The 26,016-nt window shown below is 40.2% G+C and carries 23 protein-coding genes; 13 read left to right on the top strand and 10 right to left on the bottom strand.

The genetic code is table 11. From position 1 onward, the window contains the following. Positions 1-40 precede the first annotated feature (40 nt). From B5X76_RS17305 to fsa, 4 genes are all read right to left on the bottom strand, one after another. Positions 41-667, bottom strand: a complete 627-nt coding sequence (locus tag B5X76_RS17305; protein WP_079645088.1) for a response regulator transcription factor — start codon at positions 665-667, stop codon at positions 41-43. 313 nt (positions 668-980) lie between these two features. Further along, positions 981-3,110, bottom strand: coding sequence for a ribonuclease R (gene rnr / locus B5X76_RS17300; protein WP_079645086.1), 2,130 nt, complete (start codon positions 3,108-3,110; stop codon positions 981-983). 671 nt (positions 3,111-3,781) lie between these two features. Next, the gene (locus tag B5X76_RS17295) at positions 3,782-4,243 is read right to left on the bottom strand and encodes a Fur family transcriptional regulator (RefSeq protein ID WP_079645084.1); all 462 of its coding nucleotides are present in this window, start codon (positions 4,241-4,243) and stop codon (positions 3,782-3,784) included. 81 nt (positions 4,244-4,324) lie between these two features. Next, positions 4,325-4,984 (bottom strand): fructose-6-phosphate aldolase, encoded by a 660-nt coding sequence (fsa, locus tag B5X76_RS17290; RefSeq protein ID WP_079645082.1) that lies wholly within the window; start codon positions 4,982-4,984, stop codon positions 4,325-4,327. 175 nt (positions 4,985-5,159) lie between these two features. Between fsa and B5X76_RS17285 the strand changes: the two genes are divergently transcribed. Beyond that, a complete protein-coding gene (locus B5X76_RS17285) occupies positions 5,160-6,413 on the top strand; it encodes an MFS transporter (RefSeq protein ID WP_079645080.1) in 1,254 nt (417 codons plus the stop codon). On the opposite strand, the gene ispG is transcribed toward B5X76_RS17285, so the two are convergent. Next, a complete protein-coding gene (ispG, locus tag B5X76_RS17280; RefSeq protein WP_079645078.1) occupies positions 6,373-8,379 on the bottom strand; it encodes a (E)-4-hydroxy-3-methylbut-2-enyl-diphosphate synthase in 2,007 nt (668 codons plus the stop codon). The genes B5X76_RS17285 and ispG overlap by 41 nt on opposite strands. 29 nt (positions 8,380-8,408) lie before the next feature. Next, positions 8,409-9,317, bottom strand: a complete 909-nt coding sequence (locus B5X76_RS17275) for a LiaI-LiaF-like domain-containing protein (RefSeq protein WP_079645076.1) — start codon at positions 9,315-9,317, stop codon at positions 8,409-8,411. A 216-nt stretch (positions 9,318-9,533) separates the two neighbouring features. Here B5X76_RS17275 and B5X76_RS17270 point away from each other — a divergent pair, with 216 nt between their 5' ends. The 3 genes from B5X76_RS17270 to B5X76_RS17260 are packed head-to-tail and all read left to right on the top strand — an operon-like array spanning position 9,534 to position 11,979. After that, the gene (locus tag B5X76_RS17270; protein WP_079645102.1) at positions 9,534-10,268 is read left to right on the top strand and encodes an MlaE family ABC transporter permease; all 735 of its coding nucleotides are present in this window, start codon (positions 9,534-9,536) and stop codon (positions 10,266-10,268) included. Positions 10,269-10,280: 12 nt separating this feature from the next. Beyond that, entirely contained in the window at positions 10,281-11,036 is a 756-nt protein-coding gene (locus tag B5X76_RS17265) for an ABC transporter ATP-binding protein (protein ID WP_079645074.1), read from the top strand. A gap of 43 nt (positions 11,037-11,079) precedes the next feature. Then, positions 11,080-11,979, top strand: a complete 900-nt coding sequence (locus tag B5X76_RS17260; RefSeq protein WP_139375370.1) for a class I SAM-dependent methyltransferase — start codon at positions 11,080-11,082, stop codon at positions 11,977-11,979. Positions 11,980-12,015: 36 nt separating this feature from the next. Here the strand turns inward: B5X76_RS17260 and B5X76_RS17255 are convergent, their stop codons facing one another. The 4 genes from B5X76_RS17255 to B5X76_RS17240 all read right to left on the bottom strand — a co-directional run bounded on the left by B5X76_RS17255 (position 12,016) and on the right by B5X76_RS17240 (position 17,337). Continuing rightward, positions 12,016-13,791, bottom strand: coding sequence for a hypothetical protein (locus B5X76_RS17255; RefSeq protein WP_079645070.1), 1,776 nt, complete (start codon positions 13,789-13,791; stop codon positions 12,016-12,018). 261 nt (positions 13,792-14,052) lie between these two features. Continuing rightward, positions 14,053-15,906 (bottom strand): DNA topoisomerase IV subunit B, encoded by a 1,854-nt coding sequence (locus B5X76_RS17250; protein ID WP_079645069.1) that lies wholly within the window; start codon positions 15,904-15,906, stop codon positions 14,053-14,055. Positions 15,907-15,984: 78 nt separating this feature from the next. After that, positions 15,985-16,776, bottom strand: coding sequence for a DUF3575 domain-containing protein (locus B5X76_RS17245; RefSeq protein ID WP_079645067.1), 792 nt, complete (start codon positions 16,774-16,776; stop codon positions 15,985-15,987). Between the two features lie 60 nt (positions 16,777-16,836). After that, positions 16,837-17,337 carry a cupin domain-containing protein gene (locus B5X76_RS17240; protein ID WP_079645065.1) on the bottom strand — a complete coding sequence of 167 codons (501 nt, stop codon included), beginning with the start codon at positions 17,335-17,337 and terminating at the stop codon, positions 16,837-16,839. A gap of 103 nt (positions 17,338-17,440) precedes the next feature. Between B5X76_RS17240 and B5X76_RS17235 the strand changes: the two genes are divergently transcribed. The 9 genes from B5X76_RS17235 to atpG all read left to right on the top strand — a co-directional run bounded on the left by B5X76_RS17235 (position 17,441) and on the right by atpG (position 25,904). Next, positions 17,441-19,678, top strand: a complete 2,238-nt coding sequence (locus tag B5X76_RS17235; RefSeq protein ID WP_079645063.1) for a helix-turn-helix domain-containing protein — start codon at positions 17,441-17,443, stop codon at positions 19,676-19,678. A gap of 211 nt (positions 19,679-19,889) precedes the next feature. After that, on the top strand, positions 19,890-20,117 hold the full coding sequence (locus B5X76_RS17230; protein ID WP_176141119.1) for an AtpZ/AtpI family protein: 228 nt from the start codon (positions 19,890-19,892) through the stop codon (positions 20,115-20,117). 200 nt (positions 20,118-20,317) lie between these two features. Then, complete coding sequence (locus B5X76_RS17225) at positions 20,318-20,725, top strand: hypothetical protein (RefSeq protein ID WP_079645059.1); 408 nt, start codon at positions 20,318-20,320, stop codon at positions 20,723-20,725. Between the two features lie 86 nt (positions 20,726-20,811). After that, positions 20,812-21,888: a F0F1 ATP synthase subunit A gene (gene atpB, locus B5X76_RS17220; protein ID WP_079645057.1), complete on the top strand. Its 1,077-nt coding sequence runs from the start codon at positions 20,812-20,814 to the stop codon at positions 21,886-21,888. Positions 21,889-21,924: 36 nt separating this feature from the next. Next, positions 21,925-22,113: an ATP synthase F0 subunit C gene (gene atpE / locus B5X76_RS17215; protein WP_079645055.1), complete on the top strand. Its 189-nt coding sequence runs from the start codon at positions 21,925-21,927 to the stop codon at positions 22,111-22,113. A 99-nt stretch (positions 22,114-22,212) separates the two neighbouring features. Beyond that, on the top strand, positions 22,213-22,713 hold the full coding sequence (locus B5X76_RS17210; protein WP_079645053.1) for a F0F1 ATP synthase subunit B: 501 nt from the start codon (positions 22,213-22,215) through the stop codon (positions 22,711-22,713). A 50-nt stretch (positions 22,714-22,763) separates the two neighbouring features. After that, a complete protein-coding gene (gene atpH / locus B5X76_RS17205; protein WP_079645051.1) occupies positions 22,764-23,309 on the top strand; it encodes an ATP synthase F1 subunit delta in 546 nt (181 codons plus the stop codon). Positions 23,310-23,367: 58 nt separating this feature from the next. Continuing rightward, on the top strand, positions 23,368-24,942 hold the full coding sequence (gene atpA / locus B5X76_RS17200; protein ID WP_079645049.1) for a F0F1 ATP synthase subunit alpha: 1,575 nt from the start codon (positions 23,368-23,370) through the stop codon (positions 24,940-24,942). An 83-nt stretch (positions 24,943-25,025) separates the two neighbouring features. Further along, positions 25,026-25,904 carry an ATP synthase F1 subunit gamma gene (gene atpG, locus B5X76_RS17195; protein WP_079645041.1) on the top strand — a complete coding sequence of 293 codons (879 nt, stop codon included), beginning with the start codon at positions 25,026-25,028 and terminating at the stop codon, positions 25,902-25,904. Positions 25,905-26,016: the final 112 nt, after the last annotated feature.

Below are 26,016 nucleotides of genomic sequence, written 5' to 3'. Positions count from 1 at the left end.
TGGAATCATGAAAGTTTTGTTTAGAATTTTCTGTGTTTTATCAAATCAGTTTCCAGTTGCTGGAGTATGTTAGTAATTGACTGATAGAAGTACAATTGGCCTTTGACATCATGTTACGACGATGAGCTACGATGGTATGTCGACTTAAAAAGGTCTTTTCCGCAGTTTCGGCAATGGTATATCCTTCAACAAAATAGTTAAGTATTTCGAGCTCACGTGCCGTAAAACTTACCGGTTGGTTTTTGATGTTGATTGCTTTTAATTCCTGGAAACTGGGGCATAGGTATTGCTGATCTTTTTGTACAGATTGTATGCATTCTAATAAGATATCGAGACCGCCGGCTTTGCTAATAATGCCATCGGGGTTGTGATTTTCTATGTTGTAGATGACGGGCCAGCTACTTGCGCTCGTCAGAAAGATGATTTTACAGCGTTTATTGAGTCGCCGGATATCCGTTAATACAGTCAAGCCATTCGTGTCTTTGAGGTAGTAATCCAAAAAAATAAAAAAATTTTGTCGGCTATGTTGACTTAAAAAACGAAATAACTCGGATATCTCCTGAAAGGTGTGTACAGTTTTTATCTCGGTGTACTTTTCCAATAATACAGCAAAGGACTCACCAAACAACTGATGGTCGTCTAATACAAGGGCACACTTTTGGCTCATTTTGTTACGGATAAACAGTTGTTACAAAGATAACTAATTTCAATATGTTATTGATTGTCGCTTTGATAGCTAAAGTTTGTTAAAATAATAAGCATGTATAGCATGTTTTTGCTATAGCTTAAGAAGGTCGATACGATTTATGGTTATACTTTCTTTTATTTGTATATGCCGCGGTAGAAAGTAGTAGATTCAATGTTTTTGAGTCTTTATCTATCGGGCTTGGGAAATCATAATTTTGTATACTCCTAAAGTATAATTTCAAATAGGTAGATTAGTGGGTATCATCCCCCCAAAAGATGATACCCCAATCGTGTTAACTTATTAAGGTGAAGTCTATCTGCCTTTTTTCTAAATCAACTTTCTTGACTTTAATCTGCACAGTATCGCCCAGTTGGTATACTTTTTTCCGGCGTTGACCGATGATCGCAAAATTCTTTTCATCAAGCGTGTAGAAATCGTCGGTGATGTCGCGTAGACGGACCATCCCTTCACACTTGTTTTCTTGAATTTCGACATACATACCCCATTCGGTAACTCCGGATACGATCCCTGTGTACTCGACGCCAACCTGATCTTGCAGGAATTCGGCCTGTTTATATTTTATGGATGCGCGTTCTGCTTCTGCCGCTTTTTTCTCCATTTGAGAAGAATGCTCGGCCATCTTTTCGTAGTGCTCTACATTGACTTTCGTACCTCCATCCAAGTAAAATTGGAGTAGACGGTGTACCATAACATCGGGGTAACGACGTATTGGTGAGGTAAAGTGTGTGTAGTAGTCGAACGCTAAACCATAATGCGATGACTGTTTTGTTGTATAGATTGCTTTTGCCATCGATCTAACAGCAAGGGAAGTCAGTAGGTTTTGTTCTTTACTGCCTTCAATTTTGGTCATTAGAGCATTCAGTGATTTAGCTGTTTCTTTGTCTGATTTGATAGTCAGCCTGTGGCCAAACCGGGACGCAAACTGAGAGAAACTCGTTAGTGTCTCTGGGTTAGGGGTGTCGTGAAAACGATAAACAAATCCAAGTTTGTTTTTCCCTTTTCCTTGTTTGCCTATATATTCAGCTACCTTACGATTGGCCAATAACATAAAGTCCTCAATCAATTTATGTGCATCTTTTCTAACTTTGGTGTATACACCTAATGGTTTTCCATTTTCGTCAAGATGAAATTTGACCTCCTCGCTTTCAAAGCTTATTGCTCCATTTTTGAATTTACGATCGCGAAGAATATAGGCCAGTTCATTCAATTTGAGAATTTCAGTTGCATAGTCTCCAGTTTTATTCTCAATGATTTCTTGGGCCTCTTCATAGCTGAATCTTCGGTCTGAATGTATCAACGTACGGCCGAACCATTGATCGATAATATTTGCTTTTTCGTCCATTTCAAATACTGCTGAAAAGCAGAGTTTGTCTTCATTGGGGCGTAGGGAGCATAAATTGTTGGATAAGCGTTCCGGCAGCATGGGGATTACCCGGTCTACCAAATAGACCGATGTCGCTCGCTCGAAAGCTTCTTTGTCCAAAATGCTTTCCGGGGTTACATAATAGGATACATCTGCAATGTGAACCCCGATTTCATAATTTCCATTCTCCAATGTTTTGAATGATATGGCATCGTCAAAGTCTTTGGCGTCCGCAGGGTCAATCGTGAAGGTAGGTGTGTCCCTAAAATCTCTGCGTTTGGCAATCTCTTCCTTACTGATTTCTTCGGGTATCGCATTTGCAGCTTCGTCGACTTCTTTGGGGAACTTTAGTGGAAAGCCGTAGTCGGCAAGGATGGCATTCATCTCGGTGTTATTTTCACCTTTGACACCTAACACGGTCTTGACTTTACCTATCGGATTCTTCGCATTTTTAGGCCATTCGATAATGGTGACCAATACCTTTTCCCCGTCTTTCGCTCCGTTCAAATTGTCTAACGGGATGAAGATGTCGTGGAGCATTTTTCGATCGTCAGGAAGGAAAAAAGCATAGCTCTGAGAGATGTCTATCGTTCCTGTAAAATCGGTCTTTGCACGCTGCAATATTTCGACGACTTCGCCTTCTCTTTTACGTCCTTTTTTTCGTTCGTATACATGCACTTTTACGATGTCTCCATGTAGTGCTTGGCGTACTTTTCGAGGTGCTACAAAGATGTCGTTTTCGAACTCATCTTGAGGGACGATATAGGCTGACCCATCTGCCGTCATGTCTACTTTTCCGATGATATAAACCTGTAGTTGGCGGAGCTTAAATTTGCCTCTTTCAGGTTGAGCGAAAGGACTGCTTTTGGAAGTGTCGCTAAGGATGTCAGCAATGGCTACTTTAGAATCGGTATCTGTAACATTTAGCTTTGAAGCTACCTGTTTATAGTTGAGAAGTGGGTTCCCTGATTTTTCAAAGACATCAATAATCAGTTGGGTTAAAACTTCCTTGTAGGGATTTTCTTTTTTTGATTTCATTCGTTTTTCTGTTGTAAGTACTGAAGCCTCTAGTTAGACTACGTTCACTTATTTTTTTGCTTAGCAGCTTATGAAAGCCTAACGCAGATTAATTATAAAAGCTCTATATTATATTAAAGGGGAGTCCCATAAATGGGTAGAACAAATTTTTGTGGACGCCCATGGTACCCTCTCTTAAAATATATAGGAAATATACAAAAATGATGCGGGAGTTTGAGGAAACAAGAAGATATTTATTTTTAAAATACCTGTTGTTAATTTGTTGTTTATTTTATCTTTATTAATTTATTGATAATTAGGTTTTTAATTTAATTAAGCTAAAATTTTATGATTTTGGTATGTGCTAGCAAAGAGAGTTAAGGTTGTTTTTGTCTTTTTACCTGTTTTAGATATCTTTTGCTAATATTTTATCGTTGTATTTTTAATTTATTTAGTTTTTTGTAATAATCTTGTTGTTAGATATTTAATTGTTTGTTTGCTAATTTTGTGTTGTTTATTTTTTGATTGTTTTTAGCTATTTTTTTCTCTTTCGAACTCCTGTTTTCGGACTAACGCTGAAAAAGATAGTAAGGGAAAATAGCGAATGGAAATAATGGAAATTAACGTATCCGAGTGGAGGTTTTATTTAGGAGGTAAGGGCATTGGGAAAGGAAGATGTAAGCAGCAAAGTATTATGCGTTGCTGCTACATTTGTCACACAGACCTACAGCATTTATAGCTATGGAATGCAGTGCAAAATTATTGGGAAGGGTAATTTTGGGAATGCTGACTTCGTCGAGACAGTATACACTGTTGCAAACCGAACAGATAAAATGTATGTGCTGGTCGTGGTGGTGGTGGGCTGTGCATTTGGTCGAACAGATGGCATAGGTTGCTGTGCCGTTTAGATCAAAAACCTTGTGCAGAATTCCCTTCTCATCGAAGCTTCCTAGGATCCGGTAGAGGGTTACTCGATCGATATCTTTGCCTACAATTTTCTCTAACTCGGGTTGGGATATGGCAGACTTTTTTTCGGAAATAATTTCTAAAACGCGTAGACGTGGTTGGGTTATTTTAAGTTTATTTCTTCTTAAAATGTCCACAAATTCTTCGTTGATTGTAGCGTCTTTTACCTGTTTTTTTTCAATACTCATCGTGCCTGTCTTGGTATATGTTTTTTCGTTTTATTCAGGGGTCGCCAGGACATCCCTGGCGACCCCTGAATGATTTGTATTTTATTTGCCAGAAGCCTTAGCATGATCTGCTAAAAATTGAGCAAGACCACTATCCGTTAGTGGGTGTTTTAACAATGCTGTTATTGCCGATAATGGACCTGTCATCACATCAGCACCGATCTTAGCACAGCCTAATATATGTGCACTATGACGTACCGATGCAGCTAAGATTTGCGTAGTGAAACCGTAGTTGTCGTAGATTAATCTGATCTCTTCGATCAAGCCTAGTCCATCGACAGAGATATCGTCAAGACGACCGATAAACGGGGATACATAAGTTGCTCCTGCTTTAGCAGCCAACAAAGCCTGACCAGCAGAGAATACCAATGTACAGTTTGTTTTGATGCCTTTCTTGCTGAAGTATTTGATAGCTTTAATACCATCTTTGATCATAGGTACCTTAACTACAATTTTGCTGTCTAAAGCGGCAAGAGCCTCGCCTTCTTTAATCATGCCTTCGTAATCGGTAGAAATAACCTCTGCGCTGACGTCGCCGTCCACGATGTCGCAGATTGCTTTGTAGTGATTGATTACGTTCTCGTCGCCACTGATTCCTTCTTTAGCCATTAAGCTTGGATTGGTCGTAACACCATCTAATACACCTAGATCTTGTGCTTCTTTAATCTGTGCTAAATTGGCTGTGTCTATAAAAAATTTCATGTTTTTGATTGATTATTGTTTACAAATTATTGTCAGGATCTAAAAACTATCTCTTGTTTTAGCTGTTACAAAGGTAGTTAATTCTTTAGAGTTTTTTGAGAAGACTACGTTTTCTCAAGGTCATAATGTTTCTGGAATATAGGTTTCACTCCGCTGATTTAAGTATATTGCCCATATGGATATTTTCAGGTCGCTTCATTACCCCAATTTTAGGCTACATACCATAGGACAATCCATTTCGCTGTTGGGTACCTGGATGCAGCGTATCGCTATAAGTTGGTTAGTTTATAAGCTCACTGATTCCGTTTTTTGGCTGGGGTTTGTTTCTTTCATTTCGTTGTCACCTTCATTGTTGTTTTCTCCTTTTATCGGAAGTTTTGTCGATGGACGGTCCAAGTACAGATTGGTGGTGATTACACAGGTGCTGTTAATGATACAAGCAGCTTTGCTTACTTCAGTGGTTTATGTGAATTGGGTCTCTGTATACTGGCTGTGTGTATTGGGGTTTGCGCAGGGGGTGATTAACGCGTTTGATGTGGTATCCAGACAGGCATTATTAATCTCTCTGGTTGATAACAAGAAGGACTTGCCCAATGCTATTGCGCTTAACTCTTCGGTGTTTAATGCAGCAAGGATGGTAGGGCCGGCTATCGGAGGGATTCTTTTAAGCACTTACGGCGAGTTGGTTTGTTTCTTTATCAACTTCTTAAGTTTTATTCCGGTTCTATTCACTTTGTCTTTAATGCGCATCACTGAATCTCCTGTCGCCAATACAAAGCAATTGTCCAATTGGCAAGGAATGAAAGATGGGTTTGACTATTTAAAGCGTTCGCCACATATCGCCTCTCTGATCATTATAATGACTTGCTCTAGTCTTTTTGTGATTCCATATACCTCTTTGCTGCCTGCTGTAGCGAAAGATTTGTTTAATGGGGATGAACGTACCTTTTCGTGGTTTGAAAGCGCAGCGGGGCTAGGAGCTATGATTGGGGCTATTAATATGGCCCGGTTGAAGACTGGTGAAAACCTGCGCTATAGGGTCTTGTTTTCTGCTCTGATCATGGGGATTGCACTTTTGTTGCTTGCCTATGCACATTACTTGGTTTCGGCATTGCTATTTACCGTCGCTGTGTCTTTTGCAATGATGATGCAAAATTCGAGTATCAATACCTATATCCAGACACACGCTATCCCCAGTTATAGAGCGCGTATCATGTCCTATTATGTCATGGCATTTCAAGGTGTTTTTCCTATAGGGAGTCTTCTTATAGGTGCTGTTGCAGAAGGTATGGGGATTAAATACACCTTGTATTTAATGGGAGCTGCAGGAGTGATGATAGCTCTAGGCTTTTATATCTATCTCCGGCAGCATATACATCGACGTCTGTTTAAATTTCCTCTTCCGCTACCCAAAGACCGTCATTCTTGATGATCTCGATCAATTCGTCGAGGGCGTTGGCCGAACTGACGTTTTTCTTGACAACTTCTTTGCTTCTATACAGCGTTATTTTGTCCGGTCCTGCGCCTACATAGCCATAGTCGGCATCGGCCATCTCTCCTGGGCCATTAACAATGCAACCCATGATTGCGATCTTGAGGCCTTTGAGGTGGTTTGTTCTGCTGCGAATCATTTGTGTAGTTTCCTGCAGGTCAAAAAGGGTACGACCACAGCTAGGACAGGAGATATACTCGGTCTTAGAAATTCGTGATCGTGTGGCTTGAAGTATGCCAAATGAAATAGAAGATAATTTATCTGTCGGAATGGATTTGGCATCAATCCAGATACCGGAACCTAATCCATCTACTAACAAAGCTCCAAAATCGGTAGCTGCATACAACTGCAATTTAGAAATGGGTTCTTCGGGATTCATAATGTCACCAATCGGACCGGAAAAATCTGCGGTAGCATAGCTGCGTTGTAGGATAACCGGAGTATCAATACCTATTTCCTGTAAGTTTGCAAAAAACTGACGTTGATCTGCCATTCCATGTAGATGGCTAGTCTCCAGTAGAAAAACAATACTATCGTCTAATTGCAGCAATTCGAAATGTGTTGACTGCAAGAGTTCATTGCTGATCCGTATGATATTTAACACTGGATCTTTGGAGCCAGCTGCGTTGAATTCTTCTAAGGTGAATATCGGGTGGATGTTTGTTGTGTTTGTCAGTTGGCGCCAAGTAGGGTAGTTGTACAACTGCTTCAGGTTGCCTGGCATCGTAAATGAAGGCAGCTGGTCGCCCAGGTATACGAAATCTACAGACTGATCGCCCATATGGTATTTGTCGTTGATCAGATCGTAGCGATAACCCACATCCGACAGGATAAAAGGATCTTTTAGATTTTTGCCCGAAATGTCTACGATGACACGTGGAACTAAAGATCCACCCACGAACGTATTAACTTCTTTTGAGGTGTATGGGATGGTGGTCTTAGCAGAAGAGAATGCAAGGATGGGCTGTTGTTCTTGCGTCTCAATTTCTTGCTTTCTTTTCGAATAGCGGTTTACTAAAGCAATCGCTACCGGTGCTTCTTTTTCGGGTTCTTCTGTCAATGATACGCGTACGGTGTCGCCCAATCCATCCTCTAGGAGCGTTCCTATGCCGACAGCAGATTTGATGCGTCCATCTTCGCCATCACCGGCTTCAGTGACGCCCAAATGTAAAGGATAATTCATTCCCTCGGCTACCATTCGCTCGACAAGTAGACGGTAAGCCTGTACCATGACCTGTGGATTGGAAGATTTCATGGATACGACAAGATTGTAATAATTCAAATCTTCGCATATACGCATAAATTCCATAGCAGACTCGACCATGCCCTCCGGGGTATCTCCATAACGACTCATTATCCGGTCAGATAGTGATCCGTGGTTGGTACCTATACGCATCGCAGTGCCGTACTCTTTACAAATGCCGACCAATGGGGCAAATTTTTTGTGTATACGTTCTAGTTCAGCCTGATAAGCGGAGTCCGTGTAGTCAATTTGATCAAATTTTTTCTTATCGGCGTAGTTGCCCGGATTGACCCGTACCTTTTCGACAATACGAGCCGCTACTTCGGCTGCATTGGGGGTGAAATGTATGTCGGCTACCAGAGGAACTTGATATCCTCGTGCCTGAAGTCCACGTTTGATGTTTGCTAAATTTTCGGCTTCTTTGATACTAGGTGCAGTGATGCGTACATATTCACAGCCAGCATCTACCATTCGGATGGTTTGCTCTACAGAACCTAACGTATCCATCGTGTCGATGGTCGTCATGCTCTGTATACGGATGGGATTGTCTCCACCCATAGGGATGTCGCCTATATTTACTTCTCTTGTTTTAAATCGTGAATATTCGAGTTTCGAATTGCAATAACCTCCCGGTAATATCAACTTTGTATTTGCCTTCATCGTAAGGACAAAGTTAGGTATTTGTAGGATTAATATCTACTTATGTTTAGAGAATTAGCAGCGCCTGTAATCTTAATCAGATACTTCTTTTCGGCGGTGTTGTAATTATCTGTCTGTTGCGCATTTTCTTTTGCGTGGAAACCGTCAAATTTCTTAGATGTCAGGATACTTTCCATCTCTAGTCTACAGGCGGCATCCTTAGGGATGCTTATTTTGCAGCTTGAGGCAGCCGTATTTATTTCTATTACAGATGTCTCGACCTGCGGCATGCCAAACGTCAGATTAATAGAAGCGGCGCCAGCATTGATTTCCATCTTATCTACTTTATGTCTGCTAAAATCTCCTGTAAAGCTCGCTGCTCCCATATTGACGGACAAATCCCAAAGTGGTAGCGTATTCAGGGCTAGGTTTATTTTGTTATTACCTTTGCTATTTTGCTTGATAACAGTATTTAACTCCAGTTGAGGGGTTAGACTATCGCCATCATTTATTAATTTTAAACCGATGTTTTTGTTTGGAGAAGATGCTTCTATCAACAACGAAGAGTCTGTGGTATCGAGTACGATTGCAGAGGCTCCTACGTTAAATTCTAATGTAGCTTTTTCTGTCCCTTGAATGTAAGCTGATGTTACGGATGTGCTGGTCCCGATAGTATCAGTCGTGTTGTCATAAGTGACTTTACTCCCAAAATTAAACCGTTCGGTGGAGGTCAGTCCTTTGTAGCCTAAGAAAATACATAGTGCTATATTGATGACACTCAGAATCAGTACTCCATTGGGGCGCTGTTGGAAGATAAGGTTGGCTCCAAGAGCTATAATGAGTAAAGGCCAATAGGGAAGAATAGCCCAAAAATTGAAGTTAATTACATCAAAATTATGAAGTAGGGCTATGATCCCAAAAAATATAAACCATATGCCTGTCGAAATTTTCCCTTTCATATCGCGAATAAATATAGTATTTAACTTTGTTATATGCTACAAATGTACTGTGCTATTTCGAACTTTACCCATAGAATCAGGCTATCGATTTGGAAAAATCGGTAAATCAAAAGGTTTTGTCGGTGAATGAAGTGGCCGGTTGAATAAATTAGGATAAAAGAAATGAACTTTTTTACTATTAATATGTATTTTAGCATAAATAGTAAACAGCAACATATGTTTTTTTATCATTTTGGAGAGTATGTACTTTTGCTAAAGAAGGTCTTTAAGAGACCTGAAAAGTGGAAGATTTATTGGCGGGAGACTTTACATGAGATGAGCGAGATTGGAGTTGGTTCTGTGGGACTGATTGTTATCATCTCTACTTTTATAGGGGCTGTAATGACGATGCAGATTGCATTTCAGTTGGTGTCCGATTTAATTCCGAGCTCAGTCATTGGTCAGATCAATAGGGATTCTAATATTTTAGAACTGGGACCCACGATCTCAGCGTTGGTGCTGATGGGTAAAGTAGGATCCTCCATATCGTCTCAGATTGGCTCCATGCGAGTTACCGAACAGATAGACGCTTTAGAGATCATGGGGATTAATGCGGCCGGATACCTGATACTCCCTAAGTTGATTGCCGGGGTTATCATGGTTCCTGTATTGGTCACGATAGCCATATTCTGTGCTATTGTAGGAGGTCTTTTTGGAGGTGCATTAACAGGTGCAGTGACCGCCAATGAATATATAATGGGGATTCAGGGTGGATTCAATGGATTCACTATTGTCGTGGCAATGGTAAAGGCTCTTGTCTACGGGTTTATAATTACGACAGTGCCTGCTCATAAGGGATTTCATGTGCGTGGTGGAGCTTTAGAAGTTGGACAGGCAGGAACACAAGCGGTCGTGATCGGTTGTATCGCTATATTGGCAAGTGATTATATCATCACCGCATTAATGTTATAAAGGAACCTTAATATGATTGAAATTCAGAATATTCATAAGGCATTTGGTGATAATGTGGTGTTGAAGGGGATAGATGCAATTTTTGAACCGGGTAAGGTGAGTCTCATTATTGGAGGCTCGGGGTCGGGCAAGAGTACCTTGTTGAAATGTATTGTGGGGTTGCATGCTCCCGAGCAGGGTAAGGTTTTTTTTGATAAGGAAGAGTTTACGGCGATGAGCTTTGAGGAGAAGGTGCCGATAAGAAAGGAGATCGGAATGCTTTTTCAGAATTCTGCACTTTTTGATTCGATGACTGTCGAGCAAAATATCATATTTACGTTAGACATGTTTTCGGATATGAGTAAGTCAGAAAAGGTGGATCGTGCTAATTTTTGTTTGGAACGGGTCAACTTGGCCGGTAAAAATAAGCTGTATCCAGCAGAGCTTTCGGGCGGGATGAAAAAGAGGGTCGGCATAGCGCGAGCGATCAGTATGAGTCCGAAATATCTTTTTTGTGATGAGCCTAATTCGGGATTGGATCCAGCAACAGCTATATTGATTGATGAATTGATCCATGATCTTACGCAGGAGTATGATTGTACAACTATTGTCGTGACCCACGATATGAACTCGGTCATGGGGATTGGAGAGTATATTCTATTCTTGCATCAAGGGCAGAAGTTTTGGGAAGGATCGAATCGGGATATGTTAAATTCGACTACCAAGGAGCTAAATGATTTTGTTTTTGCGAGCCCTTTGATGAAGGCTGCAAGAGAGGTCATAAAATAATGCGAGTTTTGTTTACCTTTGCCCCAAATTAAATATTAGTATTTTGTCTACAACTACGCACATACAATTATTAACACCACAGCACTGGAAAGATTACGAGTTGGTTGATTGCGGTGATTTCGAAAAATTAGAACGTTTTGGTGACTTGCTCTTGATCCGTCCCGAACCACAGGCTGTTTGGCCTAAGGCATTAGGAGATGCGGAATGGAATAAAGTACATCACATCAAGTTTAAAGGCAGGTCTGCAACCAGTGGCGAGTGGATGAAAAAGAATCCTAAGATAGCCGATCGCTGGCATATCAGTTATAAGAATAATGATGTCGCTATCAAGTTTCGATTGGGGTTGACTTCATTCAAGCATGTGGGGATATTTCCTGAGCAGGCTGTAAATTGGGATTATATTTCGGAAAGTGTAAAGTCGTTCAAAACACCGAATCCTAAAGTGTTGAACCTTTTTGCTTATACAGGTGGAGCTTCTTTAATCGCGAGAGCGGCTGGGGCTGATACCACGCACGTAGATTCGATCAAACAGGTCGTAACCTGGGCCAATGAAAATCAAGAGCTCTCCGGGGTTTCGGATATTCGCTGGGTAGTGGAAGACGCCTTGAAATTTGTTAAAAGAGAATTAAAACGCGGGAATAAATATAATGGTATTATACTAGATCCGCCAGCCTACGGGCATGGACCTAAAGGGGAAAAGTGGAAGTTAGAAGATCATATTATGGAAATGATGCGTGATGTGGTTCAGCTTTTGGATCCAGAAGAGCATTTTCTAATCTTGAATACCTATTCCTTAGGTTTTTCTTCGGTTATCGTGGAGAATCTGATTAGGACATCTTTTCCGAAGGTAGAAAACTTGGAGATAGGAGAGCTGTACCTGCAGGCGACAGCAGGACCTAAATTGCCACTCGGAGTATTTGGGAAATTCAGAAAATTTAAATAAAAAAGAAAGAGGCAATTTTTAATTGCCTCTTTCTTTTTATAATGCCGTTAGTTTGATTTGTCCATCGACCAATTGTTGGGTGAATGTGTTTCTTTGGACCGGGTCTGTTGGGAAAAGCTGCTCTGCTATTTTGTTATAATAAGCAATGCCCGAGTTTAGTTCTTTCTTAAATCGAGCGGTAAACTTTTCTTTTTTATCATCCATCTGCAACTCGTTATCCCGGAGGTATTGCTCTAGGTATTCGATGTAGAGATTCAACTCGTTGATGAATAAAGATGGCCTATCCGAACCGACCAACAGATCCTTGCGCCCGTAGATATGATCCACCATATCCTGTAGGCTGTAGATACTGTTGAAGTAAGCGGTGTTTGGCCCCGGACAGATAGCTACGGCATCATCTTCTTTTTTTTGTAGTATATCATATTTTAGATAGGCTGAAGTGGCTAACCCTTCACAAAGGCATGTTTTCTCGGTGATTTCTTTTAATTTTTTGTGGTAGTCTTCGCTTTCTCCTTCAAAGATTTCCAGCTCTTTTAATTTGGTATATTGGTAGATGCGTGATGCAGTGCAAATGGGTTCATCTGAATATTCTGCATTGGAGATAAGGTATTTCTTGGTGCAAGGGGCACCCGGACGTCCTTTCTGTATGCGTTGTAGTCTATTTAATTCAGCGGAGCTTTTTTTGAAATTATTAAATGGAACACCTAATGGTGATGCGCCGCTGGTATAGAAATCGTCTTTCTGAGCGGAGGCTAGTGCCTGTAACGTCTGATCATCGACTGTTGTAGCTTCCGGGACCAAAAGGAATGGAGACCCCCAGCCTGTAGCTGCTAATCCATAATGACTCAATAAAAAGCTTTGTTCGGCGGCTGTTCCTATTCCCCCCTGCGCCGTGATGCGTATCTGGGGACAGTTATCAAGTACATGACCTTTTGCTTTTAAGCTTTCGGTGTACATGCTGCTTAGCTCGTGCTGTAATGCTGCACTATTTGTTTTGAACTCCTCAAGTATAGGGCCTAGCAGAAGTCCCTCGGTAGCAAAGGCATGCCCTCCGCAGTTAAGACCAGATTCGACCCGGAATTCCGAAACCCAGATACCCTTTTTTGCTAGAAATTTGGCTTGTATTAGCGCCGATCGATAGTCTGATACTTTTAGAATGACCTGCTTCTGAAATTCTCCCTTTTTATTGGGTATGAATTGTGGCAATTCGCCTAGATAGCTGTATAGCCTGGGGTTCATGCCGGCAGATAACACTAACCCGCCTTTGATATTGCTCATGGCAAATCCGCGCAATGCAGCGCTCGCATCGGAATATAAGTGGTCTAAGACGTTTCCTGCAGAATCTGTGTTGATTTTATCAACCTTAGACATAATGTTTACATTAATATCTCCCGGTTGCACATTCATCATTAAGGTCGCTTTGAGATGTGCTTTCTTGTTGGGGTCTATTTCTTGCAGGTAGTTGTTGTATATCCTTTTAACACTTGAAGTGTCCGGTAGGAGCTCGAAATACTTTTGCAGATCCGTACTGTGATCCAGATCTGCCGTGCGAAGTTGCTGTATCTGTTCTTTCACGATCTCCTGTACGAGGTCAAGATAGGCTGTTATTCGTTGCGAACGACTGTCTGTGGCTTTGGGGCCAATAGGGATGTAGGGTAGAAAATGTTTTTTTGCGTAGTATTCTCGCATACGCTCGACGAGCTCGTCGTCTACGATAGACATGACCGAAGCGATGCCAAATTGAGCGACTTTAAGTGGGCTGTCTATAGAAAAAGCTAGACCAAGTACAGGGATATGAAAAGTATGTTCCATTGCGATCTTTTGATATGCAAAGAGCCATAAAATTTGTGGAATAAAAAATGTTGCACACCATTAAAAAAGGTGTAATTCGTCACTTTTGATGGTTTCAATGCGTTTTTATGGGGAGAGGGATTGTTGGTAAAATCAGGTCAGAGGTTCTATCCCAGGGATATAACATAAACGTGCTATCGAGAGAAGATGGGAAGTCGGATTGAGGTAGATATTGGAAATATACCTGCAGAAAGGATGATTTCTGCAGGTAGGTGTTTCTTTTTAGCCAGCTTTTTGAGCGAGCTCGGCTTCAAGATCAATCTCAACACGGAGATTGTCTACAATATGTCGTTGTCTATCGGGTGTGTTTTTGCCCATATAATACTCTAATAGCTGTTGTAGTCTATTATCTTTTGAAAGTATTACGGGCTCCAAACGCATGTCTTCTCCGATGAATAAACCAAATTCGGAGGGAGATATTTCACCAAGACCTTTGAATCGTGTGATTTCGGGTTTATTCCCTAATTTGGCAATGGCACGTTGACGCTCCTCATCCGAGTAGCAATAGATAGTTTCTTTTTTATTACGTACACGGAATAGGGGTGTTTGTAAAATCGAAACGTGGCCGGCCTTAACCAGATCTGGAAAAAATTGCAGAAAGAAAGTCATCAATAACAAGCGTATGTGCATACCATCGACATCGGCATCTGTCGCTATCACGATGTTATTATAACGGAGACCGTCTAAACCGTCTTCAATATTTAAAGCGTGCTGCAGTAGATTGAACTCTTCATTTTCGTAAACGATCTTTTTGGTCAAGCCATAGCTATTTAATGGTTTTCCTTTGAGACTGAATACGGCCTGCGTTTGTACATCACGTGATTTGGTGATGGAACCGGAAGCTGAATCTCCCTCGGTAATGAAAAGGGTGGTTTCTAGGTTTCTTTCACTTTTATCACCGAAGTGTAGCTTGCAGTCACGAAGTTTTCTGTTGTGTACAGAAGCTTTTTTTGCACGTTCGTTGGCTAATTTCTTAATTCCGGCGATATCTTTACGTTCACGCTCCGATTGCATGATACGCTTCAATAAGGCATCAGCCGTGGTTGAGTCTTTGTGTAGGTAATCATCTAATGCTTTCTTAACGAAGTCATTGATGAAAGTCCGTACCGTAGGACCTTCAGGACCTATACTTTGCGAGCCTAGTTTGGTTTTGGTCTGCGACTCAAAGACGGGTTCTTGTACCTTGATCGCGATAGCTCCAATTATAGAAGCACGGATATCAGATGCGTCAAACTCTTTTTTGTAGAATTCACGAACTGTCTTTACTAAAGCTTCACGAAATGCCGCTTGGTGCGTTCCGCCTTGTGTGGTATGCTGTCCGTTGACAAATGAGTAATATTCTTCTCCATATTGTTGACCGTGGGTCATTGCGATCTCGATATCTTCTCCTTTGAGGTGAATAATCGGGTAGCGCATGCTTTCAGTGTCTACGTTGCGCTCAAGAAGATCTTTTAGACCATTCTCTGAAATGAATTTTTGCCCGTTGAAGTTAATGGTAAGTCCCGAGTTGAGGAAAACATAATTCCAGATCATATTTTCAACAAATTCTACCCGGTACTTATAATGTTTGAATATACTGTCGTCTGGGTAGAAAGTTACTGCTGTACCGTTACGTTGTGTGGTTTCTTTTTGTTCATCTTCGGTAAGCTCACCTTTTGCAAATTGTGCAATGCGGGTGACACCTTGTCGGTAGGATTGAACCGTGAAGTTTGCCGAAAGAGCGTTGACGGCTTTCGTACCGACCCCATTCAGACCAACGGACTTTTGGAATGCTTTGCTGTCGTACTTACCTCCTGTATTTATTTTTGAGACAACATCCACCACAGAGCCAATAGGAATTCCGCGGCCATAATCCCGCACGGATACCTTATTCTCATTGACTGTGATGTCGATGGTTTTTCCTGCTCCCATCACAAACTCATCGATGGAATTGTCTACCACTTCTTTTAATAAAACATAAATGCCGTCGTCATAGGCAGAACCATCTCCCAACTTACCGATGTACATACCAGGCCGTAGTCTGATATGTTCTTTCCAGTCGAGGGATCGTATACTATCTTCGTTATATGTAGTCATGTACCGTAAAATATGAAGTATGTACAAACTTAGATAAAATGCTTTGGATTCACGAATGCCTAAAGCAAAAAGTAACCGCTAAAATCGGTAACCAACGGAAATAGCGGAAGTGAATCCCACGTTTGCACCTTTGGGTTTTAGCTCGACACGATCTTGCGTAACGGTATGGGGAAAGGAATAAAAAGGGAGATCATCCAGTTTTTGAAGAGATTTTCTTATTTCTTCTTGTAAGTTCTCGGATAGTGCTTGGGTTGATGTTCCAGATCCTTTGCCAAAAAGGAAACCATAATGGGTGCCGATGATTTTCCAGTCTAGGTAAAGTGATTTAAGGATCTGGAATTGTAATCCCACTGCTATACCGGCGCTTAACGTGTTAATATTTCCCGAAATTGGAACTTCAATAGGGATAAGCGTTGAGTTTGCTGTATTTACGACGTTGGAGTTGTAGAATAAGGTACTACCGGTTTGATATCGGGAATATTTGATATAAGGAGAGGTGTAAAACCGGGTGAATACGTCTCGATCTCCAAAATAAAACCGAGCTTGAGGAATTATTGAAAACTGATTAAAACGCGTTTCTTCGACGCTTTTCTTTGCGTTTTCATTGGTAATCTTGTCTATTATAGAACCTTTGAAAGGTACGTCCCGCTTGGGGGTGAAAGACACATCTACACCGATGCTGATGTTGGATCTGAATGAACGTTCGTATTCAAGATTAAACGTCTTTAGGGGAAGGTTTAATAAATTGGTTTTTAAAAGATGATCAGTTCCCTTGTCTCCCCATTTACAATATTTCTGCGCCAAGGTAGGTGAAACCATAGAAATTAATAAACCTAAAAAACAGAACTTTAAGTATCTGTATGGAAACATAAGACTTGTTTTAAGGTTGTAATAAGATGTATGGTTTCACTGCGATGGAATAAGGACTAATTATCTTCCAAAGTCGTCTTGAACGCGTACGATATCATCTTCGTCGGAAGGACTTTCTGAATCAGTGTGTTGCCATATTTCTGCTATCACACCATATTCGCCTAAGCCTACCAAACGGTGACGCTCGCCTTGTGCCAAGCGGATAAATTCGCCTTCTTTTAATATTTTTAGTTCATGTTCGCTATCATCTGGACTTGTTACTACACCGACTTCTCCTCGAATGACTCTCCAAATTTCGGCTCTGCGGTGATGATATTGCCAAGATAGTCTCTTTGAAGGTGCTACAACTAGGATTTTGGGGCTCAATTTTCCAGATATCTTTAGGTCTTTAATGTCTAGACCATCGAAATATTGGTTCGCAAATTGTTGAGCTTGATCTTCGTTGATTACGAAAAATCCTCCCCAAGGCCTGTTTTGGTCAACGTTTTCGATCGTAAAACCAGCATCGGTAATTTTAGCTTCAATCTGATTGAATAGTTCCGTTTTATCTATATACGTCATGTTTTTTATATTTCTAAAGGTTAAGTTAATACTTCTAGTCGAAAGTACATAAAGTTAATTGTTTTTTTTGAGAACTTCAAAACGCTTACTTTTGCAGTATATCATGAAGCAACAATACGACAACGAAAATAAAATCTTTAAGAAAGCAGTAGCGTTTGTTAATCAGACAAACCAAAACCTGTTTCTTACGGGAAAAGCCGGAACAGGAAAAACTACTTTTCTTCGCTATATACGAGATAATTGCTATAAAAAAATGGCGATTACAGCTCCTACAGGGGTAGCAGCAATGAATGCAGGGGGTACTACGCTACATGCTTTGTTTTGGTTGCCTTTTGGTGTTTTTATTGAGGATTATGCTTTAAAATGGGATGAGCAAGACCATAATATTTATAATAAAAGCCGTCTTTTTAGTACGATTAAATTAACTAAACAACGTCGGGCTATCTTACAGGAGCTAGAATTGTTAGTTATTGACGAGGTTTCTATGGTCCGGGCTGATACCTTGGATGCAATAGATGTTATTTTGAAATCTGTACGTCGAGATATGCGACCTTTTGGGGGAGTTCAGGTACTGTTTATAGGTGACCTTTATCAGTTACCTCCTGTGGTTAAAGATGCCGAATGGCAAGTGTTGCGTAGTCATTATTCCAGTATGTTCTTTTTTGATGCTAAGGTGTTGCGAAATAGTGCCTTGGTTAAGTTGGAGCTGCAGCAGATATATCGTCAACAGGATACAGGGTTTATTTCCGTGCTCAACAATATTCGGAATAACCAGTGTACGGCTGCCGATCTGGATTTATTGAACAGTCATCATCACGATGTATTCGTGCCGGCACAAGATGACCAGTATATTACTTTGACTTCGCATAACCGTATCGCGGAGCAGATAAATCAAGAAGAACTGGTGAAGCTTGCTGGACGCATGCATAACATTAAGGCTATTGTCAAGGATGATTTTCAGCAAGGCGCTTTTCCGACAGAGGAGACCTTAGCGCTGAAGGAAGGGGCACAGGTCATGTTTATCAAAAATGACGTGGGTGAAGATCGGAAATATTTTAATGGAAAGATCGGCTTTGTTAAGGAACTGTTGTTGGATAAACATCAAATCGTGGTGGGCTTCAAAGACGGAGGAGAAGATGTGGTGGTAAAGCGAGAAACCTGGGAGAATATAAAATATAAGTACAATAAAGGTGAGGACAAAATAGAAGAGGAAGTTTTGGGTACTTTTTCGCAATATCCGTTACGCCTGGCTTGGGCGATTACGATCCATAAAAGTCAGGGGCTTACGTTTGAAAAGGCGATTATCGATGCCGGTACTTCGTTTGCTTCTGGACAGGTCTATGTTGCACTCAGTAGGCTGACCGGTCTAGAAGGGCTGGTGTTGCGGTCAAAAATAGCAGCACATGCGATACGGACAGATTATCAGGTCGTTGATTTTATGAAGCAACTGCTTGATGAAGGAGAAATGGATAAGGTGTTGGTACAGTGTCAACGCGTTTTTTTAGGACAGATTTTACTACAAAGTTTTCGATGGACTACACTCACGGAGGCTGTTCAGGAATTGAGTGATTCGTTAGCTAATCGTAATATTGATAACAAGCCTGGGGTGGAAGCTTTTATGTTGGTGGTGATGACGGCTGTTAAGCAACAAGAAGGGGTGGCTCATAAATTCGTTACGCAGTTGTATGGTATGCTGGCCAACCCGGAAGATGTTGATTATCAAAAAATATGTGACCGTACATCGTCTGCTGTCCAGTGGTTCTTACCACGTATGGAGTCTGAATTGATCGATGCTACCGCGCAGCATATTGAGGAATGGCAAGTGCGCAAACGTACCAAAAAATATATTCAGGAGTTGAAGGCTCTACTTTTAGATTTTAAAAGAAAATATGAAGTGTTGAAGCATTGTCTGACCATCGCTACGGCTTTGACCAAAGAAGAGGGGATTGAAGATTTGGCTTTGGTGGGGAATATTGTGAAGGATGACACGGTAGCCATCGCCGATGAAGGAGATGGTAAGGAGCTCGATACCAAACAAGTCACCCTAGAAATGTATCTTGACGGATTTGATATAGCCCAGATTGCTGTCAAGCGAGGGATGGTAGAGGGTACTATTTATGGTCATCTGATTCACTATGTAGGTACGGAAATCGATGCCGAAGATCTTATCTCGAAGGAGAAATTGGATCATATCTTGATGGTGCTAAAGACCAATGAAGGTAAGTCTTCTTCGGAAATTAAAATGATCCTTGGTGATGCGTACGGATACCCGGAGATTAAGATTGGACAGAAGGTTTTAGAGACCTCTGATACCAATCAGGAAGTTGGTGCTGGGAGTTGAATTATTTAGGCGGATATAGCACGAATACCAAGCTTTTTATCTAAGTTTGCAGACCAATCTTTAATCATTTGAAATATCCATGTAGCAGAAACTACACAAACTCGAATGAAAATATTTTGGATATTCCTTGCGGATTCGTCGGTACAAGATAATGACGATTAAAGGTCAAACCGATCCGCCAGCTGGCGGATCATGGAATAATTATTTACATATGAAAGAGGAAAAATCTTCTAAGAAAGTAAGTAAGTGGATTGTTTTTACGTCCATGCCCTTTCAGATGGGGGCAACAATTTACTTGTGTTATTTGCTTGGAGATTGGGTTGATGAACGATTGGGAGTTGAAGGAGGGTGGTGGACAAAAGGGTTGACTATGTTGGGGGTGTTAGCTTCGCTGGTGCAGTTCATTCGGCAGGCCAATAGAATTAGTAAAAATGAATAACTGAGTGAAACGAGCTCATGAACCGAATGGAGTGAGTTCATGAATGCCATCAAGAGGTTAACTCTAATGAATAATTCCTTTGAATACAAACAAAAGATGAATAACCGAGTGAAACGAGCTCATGAATTCCTTTGAATACAAACAAAAGATGAATAACCGAGTGAAACGAGCTCATGAATTCCTTTGAATACAAACAAAAGATGAATAACTATATAAAAAATATTTTGATGTTAGTGCTGCTTGCAGTAACGGCTTATTTTGCACATTATCTGGTTTTGGATGGCATGGAGTTGAGTGCGTTTTGGTCGCAATCGGGGTATAGCTTATTGGGCATGTATGCTGTTGGGGCAGTAGGTTCTTTGTTTGCATTAGTCTTAATTATGTTGACGAATTGGGCAATGCCCAAAAATTTAGGTTTTGTCTTTTTAGGGATCATGACGATCAAAGTTATTGCAGGGTATATTTACATTCGAAAAGGTCTGGGCGTCTTTGAGAATGATTTTATAGAGTATAACTTTTTAGTTGTGTTTTTTCTGTTTTTGTTTTTCGATGTTTTCATCGCCTTTCAGGCTTTGAATCAAGAGGATAGCACTGTTGAAAAAAAATAACAAAAAGTTTTAGTCATTTGGTATTTTATGCCAAATAAAGTTGTATTTTTGCCCAAAATTTTTCATTATTCATATAGTAGTCTAAAATGGTGAGTCTTAAGAGAGCAATTTTGCTTTTTACAGTAATCTTCTTTACAGTTAATCCGTTCACAGTTCGAGCTCAGGCTTCAGAAATTTCTACGCCGGAGGAAATAACGGCTTATTCCCAACATCACGTCAAAGATGATTATTACTTTTCCTTGTTCAGTCACAAAGCCTCAGGCAAACATTATGGTTTTGCGTTGCCGGTTATTTTGATTGATAATGGTTTGAAAGTATTCTCTTCTGCTGAGTTTCATCATGGTGAAGCTATTGTTGAGAAGGATGGACAGTTTTATAAGTTATACCACGGCAAAATTTACAAAACTGATGTGGCAGGTACTATAACTTATGATGAAAAAGGTCATCCGACCAATGCAAAACCTTGGGATTTCTCGATCACGAAAAATGTTGCAGGTTTAATCATTGCTACAATCTTGTTGTTCTGGGCATTCTTGAGCTTGGCGAAAACATATAAAAAGAGCGTTAACGCTATCCCTACGGGTATTGGGCGTATCTTGGAGCCACTGATTATTTATGTACGTGATGAAATGGCTCGTCCTAATATTGGACACCGTTACAAAGAGTTTATGCCTTATTTGTTATCCGTATTCTTTTTGATCTTCTTGTTAAACTTAATGGGTCTTACACCAATTGGTTTCAACGTGACAGGAAACATTACAGTAACATTTGGTTTGGCTATTGTTACTTTCTTAATTACTAATATTAAAGCAAATAAAGCATATTGGAAGCATATTTTTTGGATGCCAGGTGTTCCTGTTCCTTTCAAAATTTTGTTAGCTCCTATCGAGTTGTTGGGTATCTTTACGAAACCATTCTCGTTAATGCTACGTTTGTTTGCAAATATGACTGCAGGGCACTTTGTGATCATGGGTTTCATTGCAGTAATTTACTTATTTCAGAGTCAATTGACGTTAGGTGGTAGTATTGGTATCTCCATGCTATTGACGTTGATCATCTTTGTTTTAAAGCTATTGGTTTCTTTCTTACAGGCCTTCATTTTTACAATGTTGTCTTCGCTATTTATTGGTATGGCGGTAGAGGAGCACCCAGAGCATCATTAATCAGAATTTTTTGTTAAATTTTATAAAATAATTATTATGTACAACTTAATTGGAGCAGGATTAATCGTAATCGGTGGAGGTTTAGGCTTAGGTAAAATCGGTGGTTCAGCTATGGAAGCTATCGCTCGTCAACCAGAAGCTGCTTCTAAAATTCAAACTGCGATGATCATCATTGGTGCATTAGTTGAAGGTTTGGCACTTGCTGCCCTAATCTTAGGTAAATAAGCCCATTTTGACACAAGTACAGGACATCATTTGCAACGGTTGGTTGCAAATGATGTTACTTAACAAAAAACGAACATTAAAAAATATTAAACATATATAATGGAAGCATTAATTCACGATTTTTCCTTCGGTTTATTTTTCTGGTTACTAATCGTATTAGTGATCGTAGTGGTTTTATTGGGTAAATTTGCTTGGAAACCAATCATTAATGCATTAGACGAACGCGAACAAGGTATTTCTGATGCTTTAGCATCTGCAGAGAAAGCTAAATTAGAAATGGCGCGTTTGACAAATGAAAATGAGCAGTTGTTAAAAGACGCCCGTGTAGAGCGTGACGCAATTCTTAAGGAAGCAAAATTATTGAAAGATAAGATTGTTGCTGATGCGAAAGAGGCTGCGCAAACAGAAGGTGCTAAGTTGATAGAAAACGCTAAGCGTGAAATTGAAGATCAAAAGTTGAAAGCTTTAGCAGAAGTTAAGAACCAAGTTTCTTCTTTATCTTTAGATATCGCACGTAAGGTTTTAACTAAAGAGTTTGAAGATCAAGGCAAGCAAGAGGCGTTAGTTTCTGACTTGTTGAAAGATGTTAAATTGAACTAGTGATCAGCTCACTATTTAATTTTTAATTTTTAATTTTTAACTTTTTTAACATGTCAGTATTCAAAGTTGCTTCTAGATACGCTAAGTCTTTATTAGATTTGGCAAAAGAGCAAGGCCATGTAGAGGCTGTAAAGGCCGATATAGAGCAGATTGTAACGATAATTAAGTCGAGCTCCGAATTACAGGCTGTTTTAAGTAATCCGATTATTAAAACAGACAAAAAGGAGAATATTTTATCTGCTCTTTTTAAAGACAAAGCGAGACCTGAAATAATGGCTTTCTTTGGCATTATGATCCGCAAAGGACGTGGCGAATTGATTTATGCTACAGCTTTAGAATTCATCCGTGAATACAATGAGCTGAATGGTATTGTTAAGGCCGAGGTCCTTTCTGCAGCGGCATTGTCAGCAGAAAATATTCAAGCGTTAAAGACTGCTATTGGTCAACAAATCAATGCTGAAGTTATTTTAATCAATAAAGTGGATCCTACCTTAATCGGTGGATTTGTGGTTAAAGTAGGCGACAGACAGGTTGATGCAACAATCGCAGGCAAATTAAGTAAACTAGAAAGACATTTCGTAACACAAGGTGTTTAAGCACTTGTACGAAATCGATAAAAGTAATAGATTCTAAAACCCCTTATACGAAGTTAAAATGATAGAGGTAAGACCAGATGAAGTTTCGGCAATTCTAAGAGAGCAATTGTCAGGCTTTAAGTCAGAAGCCGAATTGGAAGAAGTAGGTACCGTACTACAAGTTGGTGACGGTATTGCTCGTGTTTACGGCTTAACAAAAGTTCAATCCGGAGAGTTAGTTGAGTTTGCTAATGGATTACAAGGTATTGTAATGAACTTAGAAGAAGACAACGTAGGTGTTGTACTTTTAGGCCCATCAGACGAAATTAAAGAAGGAGATACAATCAAACGTACTAACCGTATCGCATCTATTAAAGTAGGTGAAGGTATGTTGGGGCGTGTAGTAAACACATTGGGACAACCTATTGATGGTAAAGGACCAATCCAAGGCGAAACTTACGAAATGCCTATCGAGCGTAAGGCACCAGGGGTACTTTTCCGTCAACCAGTTACTGAGCCATTACAAACAGGTATCAAAGCTATCGATGCGATGATTCCGGTAGGTCGTGGTCAACGTGAGTTGGTTATCGGTGACCGTCAGACTGGTAAGACTGCGGTTTGTATCGATACGATCATCAACCAAAAAGAATTTTATGATGCAGGTCAGCCTGTATTCTGTATATATGTTGCTGTAGGACAGAAGAACTCTACAGTAGCGAATATCGTGCGTGTATTAGAAGAAAAAGGTGCGATGGCTTATACTGTAGTTGTGGCTGCTTCAGCAGCTGAGCCAGCTCCATTACAGTTCTACGCACCAATGGCAGGTGCTGCGATCGGAGAGTTTTTCCGTGATACAGGGCGTCCAGCATTGATCGTATATGATGATTTATCAAAACAAGCGGTAGCTTATCGTGAGGTATCTTTATTGTTAAAACGTCCTCCTGGACGTGAGGCTTATCCTGGGGACGTATTTTACCTTCACTCTCGCTTATTAGAGCGTGCTGCTAAAATCAATTCTTCGGATGATATCGCTCGTGATATGAACGATCTACCTGAGTCTATCAAACATTTGGTAAAAGGTGGCGGTTCATTGACAGCACTTCCTATCATTGAGACACAAGCAGGAGACGTATCAGCTTATATCCCTACCAACGTAATTTCTATTACAGATGGTCAGATCTTCTTGGAATCTAACTTATTCAACGCAGGTATCCGTCCAGCGATCAACGTGGGTATCTCGGTATCACGTGTAGGTGGTAACGCACAGATCAAATCGATGAAAAAAGTTGCTGGTACCTTGAAGTTAGATCAAGCACAGTACCGTGAGTTGGAAGCTTTTGCTAAATTCGGTTCGGATCTTGATGCTGCTACTAAAGCTGTATTGGATAAAGGTATCCGTAACGTTCAGATTTTGAAACAAGGTCAGTTCTCTCCAGTTTCTGTGGAGAAACAAGTTGCTATTATCTACGTAGGTACTAAAGGATTGTTGCGTAACGTCCCTGTAGATAAAGTAAGACAGTTTGAAGAAGAATACTTAACACAATTAGAACAACGTCATCCGGAAGTATTGTCTGCTTTAAAAGCAGGTAAATTCTCTGATGAGTTGACAAATGTGTTAGAAACAGTAGCTAAAGAATTAGCTTCAAAATATTAATAAGTACAAGGTATTTAGTATTTAGTACTTAGATTTCTAGGTCTAAATACTAATTACTAAATACTTACTACTTAAATTGGAATATGGCAAATTTAAAAGAAGTAAGAAACCGGATTACGTCCGTTAGTTCCACGCAACAGATCACCAAAGCGATGAAGATGGTATCTGCTGCGAAATTAAAACGTGCGACAAATGCAATTGTGCAATTGCGCCCTTATGCCAATAAATTAAGAGATATTTTAGCTCAAGTATCCACTTCTGTAGAAGGTAACGACTCGCCGTATACACAAGACCGTGTACCTAATAAGGTATTGGTCGTTGTGATTACTTCAAATAGAGGTTTAGCGGGAGCATTCAATGCGAATGCTATCAAAGCAACCAATAATCTTATCTTTAGCAAATATGCGGAGCAACATGCCCGTGGTAATCTGAGTGTTATCGCTATTGGTAAGCGTGGTCACGATTTTTTCACAAAGCGTGGTTTTAATGTTATTGGCAATAATAACGAAATATTCAATAACCTTAATTTCGAAAATGTTTCTAAGGTTACGGAGTACATTATGACTGAGTTTAAGGAAGGTAATATCGATCGCGTAGAAGTGGTTTATAATAGATTCCAGAATGCTGCAGTTCAGATTTTGACTACGGAGCAACTTTTACCTTTGGTACCGGAGGATAAAGAAGATAATGTTGCTGAACTTGATTATATTATCGAGCCTTCTAAGGAGAAAATTATTGAAGAGTTAATTCCTAAAGCAATCAAAATTCAGCTGTATAAGGCTGTTTTGGATTCAAATGCTTCAGAGCACGGTGCACGTATGACGGCGATGGATAAAGCGACAGATAATGCCGGCGATTTGTTAAAATCTCTGAAATTGTCGTACAACCAAGCGCGTCAAGCAGCAATTACAACAGAGCTTACCGAGATTGTATCTGGTGCGGCGGCCTTGTCAAATGGCTAGTAATACAACAAACTAAACATAGTAGAAAGGCGTTGAAAATTTTCAACGCCTTTTTTTATGCTTGTAGTAGACTATGAGCTTTTATTCCATTTGCTGCTGATTATTGACAAAT

Origin of the sequence: Sphingobacterium nematocida, assembly GCF_900168125.1 — a bacterium.
Classification (GTDB): domain Bacteria; phylum Bacteroidota; class Bacteroidia; order Sphingobacteriales; family Sphingobacteriaceae; genus Sphingobacterium; species Sphingobacterium nematocida.
Note: the sequence above shows the minus strand (reverse complement) of the source record. Positions and strands in the feature narration are given on the sequence as shown.

What these genes read in the sequence shown, in the direction of transcription:
- B5X76_RS17285 (WP_079645080.1), top strand. Translation starts at nt 5,160, where the DNA reads ATGGATATTTTCAGGTCGCTTCATTACCCCAATTTTAGGCTACATACC.
- ispG (WP_079645078.1), bottom strand. Translation starts at nt 8,379, where the DNA reads ATGAAGGCAAATACAAAGTTGATATTACCGGGAGGTTATTGCAATTCG.
- atpH (WP_079645051.1), top strand. Translation starts at nt 22,764, where the DNA reads ATGTCAGTATTCAAAGTTGCTTCTAGATACGCTAAGTCTTTATTAGAT.
- B5X76_RS17210 (WP_079645053.1), top strand. Translation starts at nt 22,213, where the DNA reads ATGGAAGCATTAATTCACGATTTTTCCTTCGGTTTATTTTTCTGGTTA.
- B5X76_RS17245 (WP_079645067.1), bottom strand. Translation starts at nt 16,776, where the DNA reads ATGTTTCCATACAGATACTTAAAGTTCTGTTTTTTAGGTTTATTAATT.
- atpB (WP_079645057.1), top strand. Translation starts at nt 20,812, where the DNA reads ATGGTGAGTCTTAAGAGAGCAATTTTGCTTTTTACAGTAATCTTCTTT.
- B5X76_RS17255 (WP_079645070.1), bottom strand. Translation starts at nt 13,791, where the DNA reads ATGGAACATACTTTTCATATCCCTGTACTTGGTCTAGCTTTTTCTATA.
- B5X76_RS17225 (WP_079645059.1), top strand. Translation starts at nt 20,318, where the DNA reads ATGAATAACTATATAAAAAATATTTTGATGTTAGTGCTGCTTGCAGTA.
- B5X76_RS17235 (WP_079645063.1), top strand. Translation starts at nt 17,441, where the DNA reads ATGAAGCAACAATACGACAACGAAAATAAAATCTTTAAGAAAGCAGTA.
- B5X76_RS17305 (WP_079645088.1), bottom strand. Translation starts at nt 667, where the DNA reads ATGAGCCAAAAGTGTGCCCTTGTATTAGACGACCATCAGTTGTTTGGT.
- B5X76_RS17230 (WP_176141119.1), top strand. Translation starts at nt 19,890, where the DNA reads ATGAAAGAGGAAAAATCTTCTAAGAAAGTAAGTAAGTGGATTGTTTTT.
- atpA (WP_079645049.1), top strand. Translation starts at nt 23,368, where the DNA reads ATGATAGAGGTAAGACCAGATGAAGTTTCGGCAATTCTAAGAGAGCAA.
- B5X76_RS17275 (WP_079645076.1), bottom strand. Translation starts at nt 9,317, where the DNA reads ATGAAAGGGAAAATTTCGACAGGCATATGGTTTATATTTTTTGGGATC.
- B5X76_RS17265 (WP_079645074.1), top strand. Translation starts at nt 10,281, where the DNA reads ATGATTGAAATTCAGAATATTCATAAGGCATTTGGTGATAATGTGGTG.
- B5X76_RS17240 (WP_079645065.1), bottom strand. Translation starts at nt 17,337, where the DNA reads ATGACGTATATAGATAAAACGGAACTATTCAATCAGATTGAAGCTAAA.
- rnr (WP_079645086.1), bottom strand. Translation starts at nt 3,110, where the DNA reads ATGAAATCAAAAAAAGAAAATCCCTACAAGGAAGTTTTAACCCAACTG.
- B5X76_RS17295 (WP_079645084.1), bottom strand. Translation starts at nt 4,243, where the DNA reads ATGAGTATTGAAAAAAAACAGGTAAAAGACGCTACAATCAACGAAGAA.
- B5X76_RS17270 (WP_079645102.1), top strand. Translation starts at nt 9,534, where the DNA reads ATGTTTTTTTATCATTTTGGAGAGTATGTACTTTTGCTAAAGAAGGTC.
- atpE (WP_079645055.1), top strand. Translation starts at nt 21,925, where the DNA reads ATGTACAACTTAATTGGAGCAGGATTAATCGTAATCGGTGGAGGTTTA.
- fsa (WP_079645082.1), bottom strand. Translation starts at nt 4,984, where the DNA reads ATGAAATTTTTTATAGACACAGCCAATTTAGCACAGATTAAAGAAGCA.
- B5X76_RS17250 (WP_079645069.1), bottom strand. Translation starts at nt 15,906, where the DNA reads ATGACTACATATAACGAAGATAGTATACGATCCCTCGACTGGAAAGAA.
- atpG (WP_079645041.1), top strand. Translation starts at nt 25,026, where the DNA reads ATGGCAAATTTAAAAGAAGTAAGAAACCGGATTACGTCCGTTAGTTCC.